Origin of the sequence: uncultured Clostridium sp. (assembly GCF_947039605.1) — a bacterium.
Lineage (GTDB): Bacteria > Bacillota > Clostridia > Clostridiales > Clostridiaceae > Sarcina.
In genome coordinates this window covers 1-17,249 of record NZ_CAMQZG010000036.1, presented here as the reverse complement: position 1 = coordinate 17,249, position 17,249 = coordinate 1, and the positions used below count along the sequence as shown (strand labels likewise).

Annotated in this window: 18 protein-coding genes; 5 read left to right on the top strand and 13 right to left on the bottom strand. The window is 29.5% G+C overall.

What is annotated here, in order from left to right:
- Positions 1-176: 176 nt before the first annotated feature.
- From Q0V24_RS12680 to Q0V24_RS12645, 8 genes are all read right to left on the bottom strand, one after another.
- Entirely contained in the window at positions 177-1,811 is a 1,635-nt protein-coding gene (locus Q0V24_RS12680) for a peptide ABC transporter substrate-binding protein (RefSeq protein WP_297522063.1), read from the bottom strand.
- Positions 1,812-1,886: 75 nt separating this feature from the next.
- Positions 1,887-2,861, bottom strand: coding sequence for an ABC transporter ATP-binding protein (locus Q0V24_RS12675; RefSeq protein ID WP_297522061.1), 975 nt, complete (start codon positions 2,859-2,861; stop codon positions 1,887-1,889).
- Positions 2,854-3,873, bottom strand: a complete 1,020-nt coding sequence (locus Q0V24_RS12670; RefSeq protein ID WP_297522059.1) for an ABC transporter ATP-binding protein — start codon at positions 3,871-3,873, stop codon at positions 2,854-2,856. The genes Q0V24_RS12675 and Q0V24_RS12670 overlap by 8 nt, the downstream gene beginning before the upstream one ends.
- A 9-nt stretch (positions 3,874-3,882) precedes the next feature.
- Positions 3,883-4,848, bottom strand: a complete 966-nt coding sequence (locus Q0V24_RS12665; protein ID WP_297522057.1) for an ABC transporter permease — start codon at positions 4,846-4,848, stop codon at positions 3,883-3,885.
- Between the two features lie 7 nt (positions 4,849-4,855).
- The gene (locus Q0V24_RS12660; protein ID WP_297522054.1) at positions 4,856-5,773 is read right to left on the bottom strand and encodes an ABC transporter permease; all 918 of its coding nucleotides are present in this window, start codon (positions 5,771-5,773) and stop codon (positions 4,856-4,858) included.
- 226 nt (positions 5,774-5,999) lie between these two features.
- A complete protein-coding gene (locus tag Q0V24_RS12655; RefSeq protein WP_297522052.1) occupies positions 6,000-6,518 on the bottom strand; it encodes a chromate transporter in 519 nt (172 codons plus the stop codon).
- A complete protein-coding gene (locus Q0V24_RS12650; protein ID WP_297522049.1) occupies positions 6,519-7,070 on the bottom strand; it encodes a chromate transporter in 552 nt (183 codons plus the stop codon).
- A gap of 150 nt (positions 7,071-7,220) precedes the next feature.
- Positions 7,221-7,562 (bottom strand): NAD-dependent epimerase/dehydratase family protein, encoded by a 342-nt coding sequence (locus tag Q0V24_RS12645; RefSeq protein WP_297522047.1) that lies wholly within the window; start codon positions 7,560-7,562, stop codon positions 7,221-7,223.
- Positions 7,563-7,806: 244 nt separating this feature from the next.
- Here Q0V24_RS12645 and Q0V24_RS12640 point away from each other — a divergent pair, with 244 nt between their 5' ends.
- On the top strand, positions 7,807-8,748 hold the full coding sequence (locus Q0V24_RS12640) for a hypothetical protein (protein WP_297522046.1): 942 nt from the start codon (positions 7,807-7,809) through the stop codon (positions 8,746-8,748).
- Between the two features lie 54 nt (positions 8,749-8,802).
- Here Q0V24_RS12640 and Q0V24_RS12635 read toward each other — a convergent pair whose 3' ends face one another.
- Positions 8,803-9,750 (bottom strand): NADPH dehydrogenase, encoded by a 948-nt coding sequence (locus Q0V24_RS12635; RefSeq protein WP_297522044.1) that lies wholly within the window; start codon positions 9,748-9,750, stop codon positions 8,803-8,805.
- Positions 9,751-10,243: 493 nt separating this feature from the next.
- Here Q0V24_RS12635 and msrA point away from each other — a divergent pair, with 493 nt between their 5' ends.
- Positions 10,244-10,717 carry a peptide-methionine (S)-S-oxide reductase MsrA gene (msrA, locus tag Q0V24_RS12630; protein ID WP_297522042.1) on the top strand — a complete coding sequence of 158 codons (474 nt, stop codon included), beginning with the start codon at positions 10,244-10,246 and terminating at the stop codon, positions 10,715-10,717.
- A gap of 182 nt (positions 10,718-10,899) precedes the next feature.
- On the opposite strand, the gene Q0V24_RS12625 is transcribed toward msrA, so the two are convergent.
- On the bottom strand, positions 10,900-11,055 hold the full coding sequence (locus Q0V24_RS12625) for a zinc-ribbon domain-containing protein (protein WP_297522040.1): 156 nt from the start codon (positions 11,053-11,055) through the stop codon (positions 10,900-10,902).
- A 269-nt stretch (positions 11,056-11,324) separates the two neighbouring features.
- On the bottom strand, positions 11,325-12,215 hold the full coding sequence (locus tag Q0V24_RS12620) for a hypothetical protein (protein ID WP_297522038.1): 891 nt from the start codon (positions 12,213-12,215) through the stop codon (positions 11,325-11,327).
- Positions 12,216-12,433: 218 nt separating this feature from the next.
- Here Q0V24_RS12620 and Q0V24_RS12615 point away from each other — a divergent pair, with 218 nt between their 5' ends.
- Positions 12,434-13,279 carry a hypothetical protein gene (locus Q0V24_RS12615; protein ID WP_297522036.1) on the top strand — a complete coding sequence of 282 codons (846 nt, stop codon included), beginning with the start codon at positions 12,434-12,436 and terminating at the stop codon, positions 13,277-13,279.
- A gap of 492 nt (positions 13,280-13,771) precedes the next feature.
- Positions 13,772-14,140 carry a hypothetical protein gene (locus Q0V24_RS12610; protein ID WP_297522034.1) on the top strand — a complete coding sequence of 123 codons (369 nt, stop codon included), beginning with the start codon at positions 13,772-13,774 and terminating at the stop codon, positions 14,138-14,140.
- Positions 14,141-14,173: 33 nt separating this feature from the next.
- Here Q0V24_RS12610 and Q0V24_RS12605 read toward each other — a convergent pair whose 3' ends face one another.
- Together Q0V24_RS12605 and Q0V24_RS12600 are read right to left on the bottom strand one after the other, a co-directional pair.
- A complete protein-coding gene (locus tag Q0V24_RS12605) occupies positions 14,174-14,800 on the bottom strand; it encodes a TerD family protein (RefSeq protein ID WP_297522032.1) in 627 nt (208 codons plus the stop codon).
- A gap of 12 nt (positions 14,801-14,812) precedes the next feature.
- Positions 14,813-15,397, bottom strand: coding sequence for a TerD family protein (locus Q0V24_RS12600; protein WP_297522030.1), 585 nt, complete (start codon positions 15,395-15,397; stop codon positions 14,813-14,815).
- Positions 15,398-15,833: 436 nt separating this feature from the next.
- Here Q0V24_RS12600 and Q0V24_RS12595 point away from each other — a divergent pair, with 436 nt between their 5' ends.
- Positions 15,834-17,162, top strand: coding sequence for an NlpC/P60 family protein (locus tag Q0V24_RS12595; protein WP_297522028.1), 1,329 nt, complete (start codon positions 15,834-15,836; stop codon positions 17,160-17,162).
- The last annotated feature ends 87 nt before the right edge of the window (positions 17,163-17,249 follow it).

Here is a 17,249-nt window from a genome sequence, read left to right as displayed (position 1 = left end):
TTATATTTTAAAAATTATAAGCTTTAAGTCGATTATATTATTAATTTTCTATTAAGTCAATGTGTATATTATATGAATTAATATTTTTTATCCTTTTTTATTTTTAAATTATTATTTTCAAGAAAGGCAAAAGTACCCCTAGAACTTATTATTCTAGAGGTACTTTTTTAAATATATTATTTAGCTTCTACGTAAGCATCTTCAAATTGAATTTTACCAAGTTGAGTTACTCTTACACCTTTAATATTCTTTTGAATACCTTTTGGTTGTGTATAGAAATAGATTGGTATTAATGGCATATCAGCCATCAATATAGCCTCTGCATCTTTAAGTTGTTGCTCTCGTTTTGCAACATCTGGCTCCGCCTTTGCTGCATTTATAAGTTTATCAAACTCAGGATTTGAGTATCCTGGGTTATTAAGACCTACATTCGTTACAAATAAATCAAGGAATGTCATAGCATCAATATAATCACCTATCCACCCATCTCTAGCAATTTGGTATTGCTTGTTAACTCTTGTATCTTGGAATACTTTCCATTCTTGGTTTTTAAGTTCTGTTTTAACTCCAATATCTGTCCACATACCTTGAACAGCCTGAGCTATTTCACTATGAGAACCTTCTGTATTAAACATTAATTCAAATGTTGGAAGACCTTTACCTCCTGGGTATCCAGCTTCTTCTAATAATTTTTTAGCTTTTTCTATATCTCCAGCAGGTGGAAAATATTCTTTACTAAATGGTTTTCCATCTATTCCTTTCATACTTGAAGGTACAAAACTTGTAGCCGGAGCTTGTTCTCCCTTAGTTACATTTTTAACCAATAACTCTCTATTTATAGCAAGATTTAAAGCTTCTATTACTTTAGGATCTCTTAATGCCTCGTGGCTTAAGTCATTTCCTGTTACGTTAACTGAGAAGTAATATGTCCCAAGTTGAGGGAATACCGTTCCAAGTCCACTCGCAACCGCACCTTGAATTTCAGCTGGTGGAATTGAGTCTACCATATCCATTCCACCTGATTTAAATGATGAATATGCTGAATTTTGATCTGCAACCATTCTAACATCTAAAGTTTCAAGTTTAATTTTATCTTTATTCCAGTAATTTTCATTTTTCTTAAATACTATTGATTGTTTTTGATTGAACTCAGTCATTGTAAATGGTCCATTTGAAATATAAGTTTCTGGCTTTGTTGCCCAAGCATCATTACCTTCAACAACTTCCTTTTTAACAGGATAGTATGTTGGGAATGCCATAAGTTCTAAGAAATATGGAGTAGGATTTTCAAGAGTTACCTCAAACGTAGCTTCGTCTATAACTTTAAGCCCTAAATCTTCTACTTTCCCCTCACCTTTATTATAAGCTTCTGCACCTTTAATATAGTAAAGTTGATATGCATATGTTGCCGCTGTTTCTTTCGCTAATGCTCTTTTCCAAGCATAATCAAAATCATTTGCTGTAACTTTGCTTCCATCTGACCACTTTGCATCCTCTCTTAATTTAAATGTATATACAAGACCATCTTCTGATAATGTATGTTCTTTTGCTACCCCAGGAATTATTTTTTCTTCAGGTCCTATTTTCATAAGTCCCTCAAATGCATTTGATATAACTGAACTAGCTTGACTTTCTTGACTTAATGCTGGGTCAAGAGTTTTTGGATCAGCCCCCATATTAAATATTATTTTTTGTTCTACAGCACCCCCATCACCTGCTGATGAATCACCACCACAAGCTACAAGTGTACTTGTACTAATTGCTAATGCCATAGCAATTGCACAAAACTTTTTAAGTCTTGTTAATTTCATAAAAATTGCCCCCTTATTAATTTTTATTTATATTATATTGCGTAGCGCAACTTAATATCATTTTGAAAATTTGTGCTAATTAAATAAATGACATGCTACAAAGTGTCCTGTTTCAATCTCTTTAAGACTTGGACATTCTCTATTACAAATATCCATAACTTTGCTACATCTGCCTGCAAATCTACAACCATCTGGTGGGTCTATAGGTGATGGAATATCTCCCTCTAGAACTATTCTTTGATTGCTTTTTGCTATTCTTGGATCTGGAATTGGAACTGCTGATAAAAGTGCTTGTGTATATGGATGTCTAGGTTTTGTATAAACATCATCACTTGGACCTTTTTCAACCATCTTTCCAAGATACATAACTCCTATATGAGTTGAAATATGTTTAACCATACAAAGGTCATGTGCTATAAATAAGTAAGTAAGCCCCATTTCTTCCTGTAACTCTTCTAGCATATTAATAACCTGAGCTTGAATTGAAACATCAAGCGCTGATATAGGTTCATCACAAATAATTAAATCTGGTTCTACTGCAAGTGCTCTTGCAATTCCTATTCTTTGTCTTTGACCACCTGAGAATTCATGTGGGTATCTATTGATAGAATCACCACTAAGTCCAACTTTTAAAAGTAGAGTTTTTATTCTTTCTTCTCTTTGAGCACCTTTGTAAAGTTTATGAACATCTATTGACTCACCTACAATGTCCCCAACAGTCATTCTTGGATTTAAAGATGCATATGGATCTTGGAAAATCATTTGCATTTTTCTTCTTAGTGGAACCATTTGTTGGTCTGATAAATCTGTAATATCTTCACCATTAAAAATTATATTTCCCCCTGTTGGTTCATATAATTTTAAAATAGTTCTTCCTGTAGTAGTTTTTCCACACCCTGACTCACCTACAAGCCCAAGTGTTTCACCTTTATTTATAGTAAATGAAATATCATCAACTGCCTTAACATAACTTTTAGGTTTAAATAAACCTTTATTAATAGGAAAGAACTTTTGTAAGCCTTTTACTTCTAAAACAACTTCATTATTCATTATCTATTCCCTCCTTAATTACAAACCCCTCAACTTTTGGTGCATCTTTGTGGCAAAGCCAACAAGAAGTTTCCTGAGTTTCACTTACTTTAAAGCAAGGTGGCATTTTTTCTATACAAACTTTCATTGCATGATCACATCTAGCTGCAAATGGGCACCCTACTGGTGGCTTTAATAAATCTGGTGGTTGTCCATCTATTGGCTTTAATTTTCCTTTTATAGTTTCCTTAGGATTTGGTACACTTCTTAAAAGTCCCCATGTGTAGGGATGTCTTCCATTGTAGAAAATTTCTTCAGTTGTTCCTTTTTCTATAATAACGCCCCCATACATAACATTAACTCTTGTACAAAGGTCTGCTACAACGCCTAAATCATGAGTTATAAGGATTATAGATGTATCAAATTTATCCTTTAAAGCTTTCATTAAATCAAGAATCTGTGCTTGAATAGTAACATCAAGTGCTGTTGTAGGCTCATCTGCTACTATAAGTTTTGGATTGCATATAAGGCTCATAGCTATCATAACCCTTTGTCTCATACCACCTGAAAATTCATGAGGGTATTGATTAATTCTCTTTTTTGGACTTGGAATCCCCACAAGTTCAAGCATATCTATTGCTTTTACCATGGCCTCTTTTTTGCTTATTTTTTCATGTTTTATAAGGTGTTCTGTAAGTTGGTCACCTACTTTTAAAACAGGATTTAATGAAGTCATAGGGTCTTGGAATATCATTGCTATTTCTTTTCCCCTTATAACTTCCATCTGTTTTTCTGTATAATTTTTTATATCTTTACCTTTAAAAATAACTTCTCCATCACTAATTTTTCCATTAGCTGTTAAAAGTTTTAAAACAGACATCATAGTTACTGATTTTCCAGAACCAGATTCTCCAACTACTCCAATAGCTTCCCCATATCCAAGGTCAAAAGTGACACCTCTTACAGCTTGGACATTTCCAACATGAGTTTCAAAGTGAGTTTTTAAATTTTTGACTTCTAATAATTTTTCCATAACTTCCTCCTAAACTCTGTTTTTAGGGTCTAAAGCCTCTGTAAGACCATCCCCGAATAAGTTAAATGCAAGTATTATCATACATATCATAAGAGCTGGGAATAATAATTGATATGGATAAATACTTATAACTTTTTGTGCTTCATTTGCAAGTGTTCCAAGTGATGCTAGTGGTGGGTTTATCCCAAGCCCTATAAACGCAAGGAATGCCTCTGTAAATATAGCTTGTGGAATTAAAAGTGTCATTGTTACAATTATTGACCCTACACAATTTGGTATAAGGTGTCTAAATAAAATCCTTGCTTTTGAAGCTCCTAGCGCTTTTGCTGCAAGTACAAACTCTTGTTGTTTAAGCTGAAGTACTTCCCCTCTAACTATTCTTGCCATATTAATCCAATAAGATATACATAATGCAAGAATTATAGTTCCTATACCACTACCATTATCTTCACCTGGTGTAGAAAAAACTGCCATAAAAATAATAACGTAAATTGTAAGTGGAATTGAGTATAATACATCAACTATTCTCATCATAAAGTTATCAACTTTTCCACCTATGAAACCTGAGATTCCTCCATAAATAACTCCGATAATAATATTTATAACTGCTGCTGATATCCCTATCATAAGGGAATATCTAGCACCATACATAACTCTAACTAAAATATCTCTACCAAGATGATCTGTTCCAAAGAAATGCACCCCATTAGGAGCTTGATTTGCAAGTTCAAGATTATTCTCATTATATGCAAATGGTGATATCATAGGATAAAATACTGCTGCAAGTATAATTAATATAATTGCTACAAGAGAGAATAACGCAAGTTTATTTTCTTTAAGTCTTCTCCATGCATCTTTCCAATAACCAACACTTGGTCTTACTACTGCCTCAACCTTTTTCTCATCATTTGAAAGTGGTGTAAAGGCATCTTTATCTAACTTTAAATCCTGATATAATTCTTCTTTAATTTCCATAAATACCCTACCCCTCTAATTTAATTCTTGGATCTATAATTCCATATAAAACATCAACTATTAAATTACAAACTACTATTAATGTACAATAGAATACTGTAATTCCAAGTAATGCTGTATAATCTCTATTACCAACAGATAAAACAAACTCATTTCCAAGGCCTGGTATTGCAAACATCTGCTCTACTACAAAACTTCCTGTTAGAACCCCTGCTGTAAGTGGCCCAAGATAAGTTATAACTGGAATAAGTGAATTTCTAAGAGCATGCTTTATGATAATTACTCTATTACTAAGACCCTTAGCTTTTGCTGTTCTTATATAATCTGATTTTAAAACATCTGCAAGTCTTGTTCTTGTAAGTCTTGTTATAAATGCCATTGCACTACCTGATAATGCTATAACTGGCATTATATAATTCGCAGGTTCTGTGAATCCTATCGCTGGAAGCACTCCAAGCTTTACTGCAAACACAAATATTAAGACTGACCCTATTACAAAACTTGGAATGGTCATTCCTATTGTGGCCAGTATCATACATAATTTATCCGGCCATCTCCCCGCTTTTAATGCTGCTATAATTCCAAATAAAACACCTACTATAAGTGAAAACAGAATTGAAACTCCACCAAGCTTAGCTGATGTTGGGAATGAATATTCTATATTTTCATTTACACTTCTTCCAACGAAGACCATAGATTCTCCCATATCACCTTTTGCAAGGTTCTTCATATATATAAAATATTGTTCCGATAATGGCTTGTCCAACCCATATTTTTCATTAAGTTGTGCCTTTACTTCAGGTGTTACCTTCTCTCCATCAAATGGTCCACCTGGCATAAGTCTTATTAAAAAAAATGTTACAGTAATAACTGCCCATATTGTTACAAGACTTATTAATACTCTTTTAAGTATGTATTTTGCCAATTTAATTCCCCCTTTTTCTTTATTCCCCAATAACTAACAAAAACACTTGTATCTCATACGAATACATATCTGTGTAAAAAATTAACCAAGTAATAATTCTCGGCTTTGTTAAATTATATCTTTTATATATTTTTTTGTAAATACTTTTTTTGGAAATTTTTGAAAAATATTCTTAATAATATAAAAAAAGTAAGCATAAACTTTTATTTATACTTACCTGTAAACTTTACCAATATAAAATTATTCCCGCTACTGCACATATTATTATTACAAAAAGCGCTGACATCTTTCTATATAAAACTAATACTGCTGCAATCGCCCCAATAACAACTTCTCTTATATCTAATTTATAAATACTAGACATTGTTATGAAAGCACTAAATATAAGTGCTATAAGTGCAGGTTTCATCCCTAGAAGCGCATCTTTCCATGTTTTTGAATTTTTTAACTTTTCAAAAACAACACATGCTACTAAAACTAAAATAAATGGAATTGTAGAAATCCCTACAACAGCTACAAATGCCCCCCAAAATCCCGCGACTTTAAATCCTACATATGTAGATAAATTTACAGTAACAGGACCTGATGCGATTTGAACTATCCCAATATATGAACTAAGCTGAGTTGCTGTAATCCATCCATGTTCACTAACTAAAACTTGTTTTATAAAAGGCAGCATAGCATATCCACCACCAAAGGCAAATGCACCAATCTTTAAAAATGCTAAATATATACTAAGCAACATCTATTTACCCTCCTTTTTCTTAAGGAAAGTTCTATAAGCAACTATTCCATAAATTGCAGAAAAGACTATTAGTATTGCTGCATTTAGTCCAAAATAGTCAAGTGCTATAAGTGCTATAAGACCAAATGCTATGTTATGAATTGTTTTATCAAGTTTTTTCCAAAACTTTAAAACTGCTGATAATACAAGTATAGGTACTGCTGCCCTTATTCCAAGTAATGCATGTTTTACATAAACTACATTATGAAAATTCAAAAGCACACTAGCAACTAAAATTACTGTGATAAATGCAGGTATTATTATCCCTGCAAGGCATACAATAGCACCTACCAGTTTATTCAACCTATAACCTACAAATGTAGCAGACGTAACTGCAATAGGCCCTGGCAGGCTCTGACATACCGCTATAATTTCCATATAACTATCTTCATCTATCATCTTTCTTTTTTCTACGAGCTCTCTTTCCATAACCCCAATCATTACATACCCACCACCATGAATAGATACGCCTATTTTTAGGAATATTAGAAAAAGTTTAAAAGCTTTTTTCATTGTTTTCCTTCTTTCTTTATCTTTTGTAAATATATTTTTTTATTTTATAAACTTTGAATTCCAATTATATCACTAAAATCATAGAAAAAAGTGAATAAACTAATACTTTAGTTCATTCACTATATATACTTTATATTTTTTGCTTTAATACTATTTAGCTATATAGGTTATAAAATCATTACACATCTCATTACTTGAACAAAGAATATACTTACCAATATTTTTTTCACTAGATATATTTAAAAGATTCATGACATCTTTTTTTATATGATTATCTATATCTACAATATAATCATATCTTGTATCTATTAGTAATTCTTTTAAATTATCCTCTTTACTTCTATCACAAACTAAAATTTTATTATATCCCACAAAGGAAACTGACTCTTTTGTTTCTACAATCATATCTACACTATAACCTAGCTTAATCAATTGTTTCGTCATAAAACTTCCTATAAAACTTGTCCCACCTATAATCAACATTTTCACCATTTATAATCCACCTTCATTTCACTAATATTCAGTCTTTTTTATTGTTAGTTTCATAATATCAATAAAAAATTAACTTATCTCCAACATAGTGTAAATGAATGTCTAATATATTTTTAAATTTTAGTTAACAAGCCCTTTCAATATATTTTTTGTAATACTCTTGAATCCTTTTCTCCTACTTTACTTTTCTATATCGAAGTATAATTATTTATGGTAATATAACGAATTTCATAGGAGAAAAAACATGAAAAAAAATATAATTATAGGAATAATTGCTGCTGCTTTACTTGTTGGTATTGCAGGCACTTTAATATATATGAAGAAACAAAATGAACCAAAACCAAAAAAAATTATAGAAGTTCATAAAATAGTTACTATAAAACCAAAGGTAAAAAAAATAAAACCTCTTCTTGACTATGGAATACACTTCTTAAATGAAAAAGATTTCCCTTACTTTATGAAATATAAAGCAAGTGTTTTACCTTTTATAAAATCACAATACCCAACAAACTTTGTTGTAGATATAACTATTGACTCGGTCAAAATGAATAACTGGAAGATGGAAATTTTCTATAGTGCGAAAATTACTGAAAGTAACTATTATTCATATACACAGAAAAGTCTTAATTATAGTTGTAATGTACGGAGTAATATTCCTATTGAAAGCATGAATTCATATCAGAAAACTAATAGTACAATAGCAAATAGTCACTACAGCATTCCTGCTGGCTCTAGTTATCTTACTATAACAAAAAATAATCAAACTTATATACAATTCCTTGTAAATGGTTTGGGTCTTTGTAATTCAACTCCTGATATAAATACTTCTATCATTGCGAACCAAGGAGTTTCAACAGAACCTTATAATGAAGATTCAGAAACTAAACCTGCACCTTATATCTATTCAATCATAGATTCAGATGGTGTGACTGATACTGGATTTATAAACGCGGGTGCATCTACAGTAAAATATACTTTAAAATCAACTAAACTTGAAAAAACTAATCAAAAAGTATATTTACCTGCAAACACTAAACTTTATTTTTATCCATCACAATATTCAAAGGAAATTGTTTCAACAAACACTCCTATTGAAACTACTGCAACATCTATGTTAAAAGTTTCAAAAAATAAATATATGTATCTTGTTACAGTTCAAGGTCAAGAGGGTTGGGTACTTTTATAGTACTCTTTTTCTTTGCAAAAAAAATAACGCCTATATTAGACGTTACTTCTACTTTTATTGTAATACTGAATATCTAGTTGCTTCTACAAAGCTTTTCATCTCATTAATTATCCAATAACTATCTCTTAGTATAGCTTGTCCTAAAAATGCTAATCCATGCTTTGTATTTAATATGTCAGCATCTTCAAATGCTATATTTATCAAGCCACCTTCAACTACTGGTAACTCTTTTTCTATTTCTTTATTTTTCACTTCTACTAAAGTAGCACTTTCTATCTCTTTTTCATTTTCTGTACTTAAATTAACAAGGTCTACCCCCTCTTTTCTAAGTATTTCTATTAGTCTTTTAAGTTCTTGCTTCTCTTTATCTGTTACGTATAAATCGGCTGCTAACCTTACAGCTAATACTTTTTCACTTGGCAGTACTTCTCTTATGCCTATAACTATTTCTTTTAACAGTCTTGCTCTATTTTCAAATTTTCCACCATAAGAATCTGTTCTTTTATTTAAATCACTTGATAAAAATCCCGTTATTAACTCTCCATTTATTTCCACAAAATCAAAACCAGCTTTTAAAGCTCTTTTTGTTGCCTTCTTAAAGGCTTTAATTATATTCTTTATATCTTTGATTGAAAATTCTTTTTTCTCTAGATTATCTTCTTCTAAGTTTACCTGTCCATTTTTTCCAAAATGAAATAACTGTATTCCAGCTACTGATTCTTTCTTCTTTATTGAACTCGCTATTTTTTTTAGTCCTTTTATATGTTTATCACTCCAGATTCCAAGATCTTTTTGTGTTTCTCTACCTTCTTTATCAACCGCAGTTGCCTCAACAACAACTGTTCCTACACCATTAAGTGCTTTACTATCATAGTGATTAAAATGAAACTCTGTTGCAAATCCTTGTGAATTTGCACAGTTACTTGACTCTGGTGCCATAACAACTTTATTTTTGAAGCTTAAGTTTTTAAACTTAAAATTCTTAAAGGCCCCTTTACTCATGTCATTCACTCCTTAAATTTAATAATTGAGATTTTACTCCCTCTTGCTATACTTTAATTATATAGAACTTCACATACAATAAAAATCTGATTAAAAGTCTAAATTTAATCAATTAAAGATATTCTAATCAAATTATCTTTATAATTCTCGTATTCTCTTAGTATATCTACTTACTACACTTCTAATTCATTTTTTTTCTAAATTTTTTTAATTTTTATAAGCCCTAAACCCTTTTAAATAAAGGTTTTATAAGCATTTTATTATATACTCCTAGAACAGTATAAAAAGTTATTTAATACTGTATATAAGATTAAATTAAATCTTTTTACAAGTTAAAAGTAATATTTTTGGTCTATTCGTAATAAATTTGAAATATTCTTCACTTAAACTACAGATAAACTTTAGATTTCAATATTATTTAATACTTTTTAAATTTTAAGCTATAATAAATTATATAAACATATTTATTTTTTTAGAAAAGGAGTCATAATTTATGAAAGAGATAATTTTAGCAGGTGGTTGTTTTTGGGGAGTTGAAGAATTCTTTAGAAGACTTGATGGTGTTAGTGAAACAGAGGTTTGTTATGTAAATGGGAAAATAGATAATCCAACATATGAGTTAATTTGCGGTGGAAATACTAATTATGCTGAAGCTTGCAGAATAATTTTTAATGAAGATATTATAACTTTTGAAGTGCTTCTTGATAATTTTTGGTCTATAATTACACCAACATCTTTAAATAAGCAAGGAAATGATATTGGAAGTCAATATAGAACAGGAATTTATTATTTTGATCCTATTGATATTACAACTATTGAACTTAGTTTAGAGAAAGAACAAAAAAATCACATAAAAAAAATAGTTACTGAAGTAAAACCTTTAGACAAATATTATAGAGCAGAAGATTCTCACCAAAAATATTTACAAAAAAATCCGAATGGTTACTGCCATATAAACTTTAATTAATAAAAAGGCTATTATCAAATGTATTGTTGTTTACAACATATTAGATAATAGCCCTTTCACTTTATTTTACAAACAACTCAAAAAAAGCACTAATCACTTGGATTAATACTGCTAGTTATGTATATTTTTATAAATTTATATAAAAAAAGAAGTTAGCCTAAACTAACTTCTAAAACTTCAAATTAGTATCTGTTGTTTTGTGCTTTTCTTGCTCTTCTGCATGAAGCACATCTTGTAGGCTCGTTATCGAAACCTTTTTCTTTGTAGAACTCTTGCTCACCTGAAGTGAATATGAATTCTTCGTTACAATCTCTACATACTATTGTTTTATCTTGCATAATAATCCTCCTAAAATTTAAAAAGTTTAGCGTTGGTAAATAACTTTTAAAAAATATAAAAGAACTACTAACCTAAATTTTTTTTATTAAGTCTTGCGACTACGTTAGTATATCATAAGTTTTTATATAATACAACTTTTTTTTCATTAACATAATTTTTATGTTTTATACCATTAATAGGAGCGCTACTTTTCTAGCCAAATAACTCCCAACTCTCATAATATCAGCTAAAAATATAATACCTTTATTTTTTGTTATAAGTAGTAACTCTATATTTTATTTTTTAAACTCTTAATTTTTTCCACATAATTTTTAAATGCATCACTATTTCTTATCTTTTCAATCTCTTCTTTACTCAATTCATATCCTTTTCGACTAATAACTTTAACATCACTTCCTACTTTCTTTATATTTTCCCCCTGCTCTTTTGCAAAACTTTTTATACTTTGTGCAAAGCTCTCTTCTCCACTACCTATAGCAATCTCTGTATTAGACTCTTCCTCAAAAAACATTTCATCATTATTTGTATCAGAGGAACTTCCTAAGTCAAATTCCGTTCTATCAAGTTCAAGCTTCATAGTTCTATCATCACTCATTATTTCTGTTTTATTTATTTCGTTTTGAGATATATTGACCTTACTCTCTTTTTGTACACTAACTATAGGATTTTCTTTTTTTATTTCAAGTATTAGTGAATTTTTATGTTTATCTTTACTAACAACATTCTTAAATTCTTCAGAGGTCAAAAAATGCCTTATACACTCTTCATCACTTACTTTTATACTTCGCTCTACATTTTTAATATCATTAACATACTTTTTTTTATTCATAGCAAGTTTCTCTCTTAATTTTTTTTCTCTTACCTCCTTCACCTTAATTTCAAGCAATATATCTTTTGCTATTTCTTCTTTTAATTCTGATCTTATCTCCCTTTTTATACTCTCTTTTAAATCTTTTTTAATTTTTTCTAATACTGATACATTAATTTGTGCAATTATTTCCTTTATTAACTCATTTTTAATTTCTGCTTTCAAAATTTGAATATCTATATTTAAATCTTCATTTTGTGAGTGTAAATTTTTTTCTTCTTTTTTTCTTCTAAAAAACCCCTTTTTTTCTTTTTTAACCTTAACTTTCTTTTCTTTATTTTTCTTAAACATAATATTCCCCCTTATACAAACTAAAATACCACTTAACATTTTACCATATTATTACAATAGTTTTGTAAGCAGATTATAGAAAACCTTACAAATTATATGCATTTTTTAAATATTATTAATAAATATTACGTTTAAATTAAGATTCTTTAATATCAAAGACTATTAACATAATCAACGTGTATAATAATGCTATAATTTGGTGATTAGGGGGTTTTCATATGAAAAATAAAACGCTTACATTAATTTTTTCTGTCATATTACTTGCCTCTATGCTTATGGCTTGTGGTACTGCTATTACTAAAGAAGAAGCAGTACCAACTAAAATAGAACATATTAATATTAATGATATAAATGACGTGGCTCTAAATAAGGCTATTAGTAAGTCTATTCTTACAACAGCAGAAAGATTAGATGATTCAGAATTAAGTACACAAGGACATGTTGTTCTCGGTTCTGAAATAGAAGAAAATATAGTTACTGTCTATGTAATTGCCTCTGTAAGTAATTATGGTATACAAAATGAAACTCTAACTTGTGTTAGTGGTACTAGTGTTACCCCAACGGTAATATCTTTTGATGTTAACCCTGAAAATGATAGATATACAGAAATTGAATATAAAGAACCTACAAATATCAAAGATTTTCATACTAATGTTTTAGAATTATTTCCAGAAAAATATCATGAAACCGCTTTAAATGATACGAATCTTTATAGTGATATTGAAAAAATGCAATTAGAACAAGCAGCTGAATACCTTACTTTTATCAATAGAGATATTCCAATTAAAAATCATATAATTAAAGAATCTCTTCCTATTTTAGAGAATAAAACTTTTTCTAAGGAAGCACCAAACTTTCCTACATGGGATGGCTCTTTAGAACTTTTTGAAAATGGAAAAAGATATATTTATACCTCAGAACCGGTAACTTCGAATGGTTATAATGTTATTATCTGTACTAAAATTAATGAAAATGGGAATATTTTAAAAAAATTTGTTATAGATAAAAATGGTGATTTAATAAACTTATTAGAAGAAAATTCTATGGTTGAAGATACCAACTAAATACTTACTTTAAATTAAAAACACAATTATTTGTGTTTTTTTTATTTTTCTAAATAAAATACCTTTTATTATAAATTTACTCATTAAAATATACTTTTTTTGTAATTTTAATAATAATATACTCTAATTACGATATTTTAACTATATTATTAACTTTTTATTAATATTTAATAAGTTGTATAATATGTACTATCATATAAAATATAATATTGCATATTTGAAAGGACTATTATGAAGGAATTTAATAAAACTATTACTACTAGCTTATCAATAATTAGTTTCATCTTACTTTGCATCATGGCTATTTTTTGGTTTTTACTTACATACTGGGAATTTCCTTCCTATAACACATCTACTACCGCTTTTTTAAAAAATGGAGTCAGTGGTGCTAATTGGTTGTTTGCACATACACTTTATATTATTGCATTTTCTCCATTAATTTTAGCTATAATCATAATTTTTATAGAATTTATTTTTCTAAAAAGGAAAAATATGATTATTAAAATCTGTTTTTCTCTTATAGTTTTATTTGGTACATCTATAAGTATTATGCCTTTTCTAGCAGCTGAGAGTAATGTATATGTAAGCACATTTAGCAGTGAAAACTGGGAAAATGTGCCTAATTTGAGATTTGAATCAGTAAATAATTTATTAAAAAATTATCATCTTAATGGTATGTCTAGCACTGATTTATTTAATCTTTTAGGACCTGAAAATTATGAAACAGAAAATTATGATAGCACTAGCTATTATTGGGATTTAAAAAACTCACTCTCAATGAATAACGAATATCTTAAAATTACAATTTCAGAAAACAAAGTAATTTCACATAAAATCATTTCTAGTTCTGATTCAAATTAAAAAAGCATGGCTTTCGCCATGCTTTTGATTCTTTTATTGATATAGTCCAAGTACGCCATTTAAATCAGCAAGTTTACCCTCGCCTAAAGCTTTAAACTGCCAATCCATCCCTGTTCTATAAAGCTCTGCAAATACAACTGATGTTGCTGTAGAACCATCTTCTTTTAAATTAAATCTACAAATTTCTTTTCCTGTATTTGCATCATCTAAAAGTCTAACATATGAATTATTTATCATACCAAATGTTTGTCTTTTTTGTTGTGCACCATGTATCGTAACTACAAATATCACCTTTTGTCTACTTGGGTCTATTTCTTCTAAATTAATTTTAATAATTTCATCATCACCATTACCAGCACCTGTTCTATTATCTCCACCAAGTTGAATTCCTTTTCCCATTTTATTATTAAAGAATATAACATTTGATACATCCGTAAATTTATTATTTGCATCTAATAAGAATGCTGCTATATCTAAATCAAAATCTGATCCACCAGCTGCTATATCCCAACCGGCTCCAAGAGTTACTTTTTTAAGTCCTGGATTTCTTTTAGTTAAATCTAAAATATCATTCTTCTGAAGATTTAGTATTGGTGCTGATGCACCTGTATTTTCTCCATTCCCCATTCCTGAAAAGTTTCCACCTAAATTAATTCCCATCATTAATCACCTCTATATAAATTTTTGAGTAAGCCCTTTTATATCTGTGTCTAAAAGTTCTCCAACAGCTTTAAACTGCCAATTTGAACCTTCTCTATAAAGTTCTGCAAATACTAATGTTGTTTTCTCACCAGCACTACTTGATAAGTTAAACCTACAAATTTCATTTTTCCCTTTATCTTCATCAAGCAATCTAATATATGCATTTTTTACTTGATCAAAATTTTGCTTTCTTCCAATTCCATCATAAATTGTAACTGCAAAAACTACTTTGTGACAATTAGCATCAAGATTATTTAAAGATACTGAAATTGTTTCATCATCCCCATCACCAGCACCAGTTCTGTTATCTCCATGTAATATTATCCCTTTTTGTCTCATATTACTATAATAAATTAAACTATCCTTTGATATTAATTTATTTGAAGAGTCTAACAATATTGCAATTAGATCTAAATCAAAATCTTTTTGTCCAAATCCAAAAAAGCCTTTCTTCGCAACGTCCCATCCTGCACCTAGTTCTATCCTATCTAATGAAGGATCTCTTTTTGTTAAGTCTAAAATATCATTTTTTTGTAAATTCAATATACCTGACATAATTTTGTCCTCCTGTCATTTCGATTATAGCTATTACTATATAGATATATATTTTTATTATATCACATATGCCTTTTTTTAATCACTTTAATATTGATTGTTAAACTCATTTTTCTATAAATAAGATTAATTTTTATTATATTATCAATTATTATCTAATGATTGACTTCTGTATTTATGAATTTAATTACTAAATTTATAAAAGTTACTTCCAGATTTATGAATTTTTATTACGAATTTAAGTCACAGCGTTAACTTTCCATTCATATTATCCTTCCTAAAGTAGACTTTACATATAATTCTGTGTATAATTATAAAAGTTATATCATATATACACAAATGTTTAAAAATATTAATAAAGTTTTATAGAGGCTTTAAATATACTAAACAATAAGGAGGAAATATAAATAGATTAATCTATTTATAATAATTTACTATGAAGAAAACAGCAATCACTTGCTTACTAACAGTAAGTATGTTAGGGGGCGTTAGCACAGTTGCTATGGCAGCTCCAGCGTTACCAAATAGTACTACAGCAAAAGCTAATGTTGAGGTTCAACAAAAAGCTTATAATGATGCGCAGGCTCAATTAGAAACAGCTCAAACTAACTTAGAGCAAATTAGTAACGAAATTTCTAATTTAAGCAGACAAATCAATAATAATAACGTGCAAATAACTAATAATGAAAAACAATTAAAAATCTTTACAGCTGAATACCAGAAAGATTTACAAATGGAGGCATCAAGAATTAAATCAATATACCAAAATGATAATAACAATGGTTTCTTATCATTAATGCTTTCATCAAAAAACCTTGGTCAAGTTATTTCAAGATTTTATGCAATAAATAAACTTATGACTTTAGATCATCAATCAGTTGAAAAAACTCAAGCTGCTAAAAATTCAATGGATACAACGCAGAAAAAACTTAATGATTTAAAATCATCAAACGAATCTAAACTTGCATCATTAAATACTAATAAAACATCTGCACAGACTTTATTAAAGAAAATGCAAAGTAACTCAGCTTATCAATCACAAAAACTTGAACAAGCTAAGGCAACAGCTGCTGCTTCTATTGAATTACTTCAAAAAGCAACAACTGTACATCAAGCAACTAATGCAGTTACAGTTTTACAACATATAGCAAGCACAACTGATTCTGCTGCTATTAAAACACAAGTTACTAATGCTATTAATACTAGTCAGACTAAAATTAATGACATTAAACAGCATAAAGTTATTACACCAGTTAAACCTGATGTGAAGCTAGCACCTACACCAGTTAAACCTGATGTGAAGCCAGCGCCTACACCAGTTAAACCTGATGTGAAGCCAGCGCCTACACCAGTTAAACCTGATGTGAAACCTACTCCAAAACCAGCACCTACACCTTCTGTTAACCCAGGATCAGCTAGCGGACAAGCTATTGTCTCATATGCTATGAATTTCCTTGGAAGACCTTATGTATGGGGAGCACTTGGACCAAATGCTTTTGATTGTTCAGGTTTAACTCACTATGTATATGCTCACTTTGGATACCAAATAGGAGATAATACTTACGCTCAAATTGATCAAGGTACTTCTGTTCCTTTAAATCAATTACAAGCTGGTGATTTAATCTTCTGGGGTGGAGATTCACCTTATCATGTAGCTATTTACATAGGGGGTGGGGAGTATATTCAAGCTCCTAAGCCTGGTTCTAATGTTGATATTTCATCATGGAACTTAAAAAATGTAACTTCTGCTAGAAGAATTTTATAATCATAAAATTAAAAGGTTGTCCGAAAGGACAACCTCAGGACGTCGACAAACTACAATGTCGATGTCCTTTTTTTTGTTTTTCGATTA

Coding starts and splice junctions, on each gene's coding strand:
- Q0V24_RS12680 (WP_297522063.1), bottom strand. CDS start 1,811: ATGAAATTAACAAGACTTAAAAAGTTTTGTGCAATTGCTATGGCATTA.
- Q0V24_RS12675 (WP_297522061.1), bottom strand. CDS start 2,861: ATGAATAATGAAGTTGTTTTAGAAGTAAAAGGCTTACAAAAGTTCTTT.
- Q0V24_RS12670 (WP_297522059.1), bottom strand. CDS start 3,873: ATGGAAAAATTATTAGAAGTCAAAAATTTAAAAACTCACTTTGAAACT.
- Q0V24_RS12665 (WP_297522057.1), bottom strand. CDS start 4,848: ATGGAAATTAAAGAAGAATTATATCAGGATTTAAAGTTAGATAAAGAT.
- Q0V24_RS12655 (WP_297522052.1), bottom strand. CDS start 6,518: ATGTTGCTTAGTATATATTTAGCATTTTTAAAGATTGGTGCATTTGCC.
- Q0V24_RS12650 (WP_297522049.1), bottom strand. CDS start 7,070: ATGAAAAAAGCTTTTAAACTTTTTCTAATATTCCTAAAAATAGGCGTA.
- Q0V24_RS12645 (WP_297522047.1), bottom strand. CDS start 7,562: ATGGTGAAAATGTTGATTATAGGTGGGACAAGTTTTATAGGAAGTTTT.
- Q0V24_RS12640 (WP_297522046.1), top strand. CDS start 7,807: ATGAAAAAAAATATAATTATAGGAATAATTGCTGCTGCTTTACTTGTT.
- Q0V24_RS12635 (WP_297522044.1), bottom strand. CDS start 9,750: ATGAGTAAAGGGGCCTTTAAGAATTTTAAGTTTAAAAACTTAAGCTTC.
- msrA (WP_297522042.1), top strand. CDS start 10,244: ATGAAAGAGATAATTTTAGCAGGTGGTTGTTTTTGGGGAGTTGAAGAA.
- Q0V24_RS12625 (WP_297522040.1), bottom strand. CDS start 11,055: ATGCAAGATAAAACAATAGTATGTAGAGATTGTAACGAAGAATTCATA.
- Q0V24_RS12620 (WP_297522038.1), bottom strand. CDS start 12,215: ATGTTTAAGAAAAATAAAGAAAAGAAAGTTAAGGTTAAAAAAGAAAAA.
- Q0V24_RS12615 (WP_297522036.1), top strand. CDS start 12,434: ATGAAAAATAAAACGCTTACATTAATTTTTTCTGTCATATTACTTGCC.
- Q0V24_RS12610 (WP_297522034.1), top strand. CDS start 13,772: ATGATTATTAAAATCTGTTTTTCTCTTATAGTTTTATTTGGTACATCT.
- Q0V24_RS12605 (WP_297522032.1), bottom strand. CDS start 14,800: ATGGGAATTAATTTAGGTGGAAACTTTTCAGGAATGGGGAATGGAGAA.
- Q0V24_RS12600 (WP_297522030.1), bottom strand. CDS start 15,397: ATGTCAGGTATATTGAATTTACAAAAAAATGATATTTTAGACTTAACA.
- Q0V24_RS12595 (WP_297522028.1), top strand. CDS start 15,834: ATGAAGAAAACAGCAATCACTTGCTTACTAACAGTAAGTATGTTAGGG.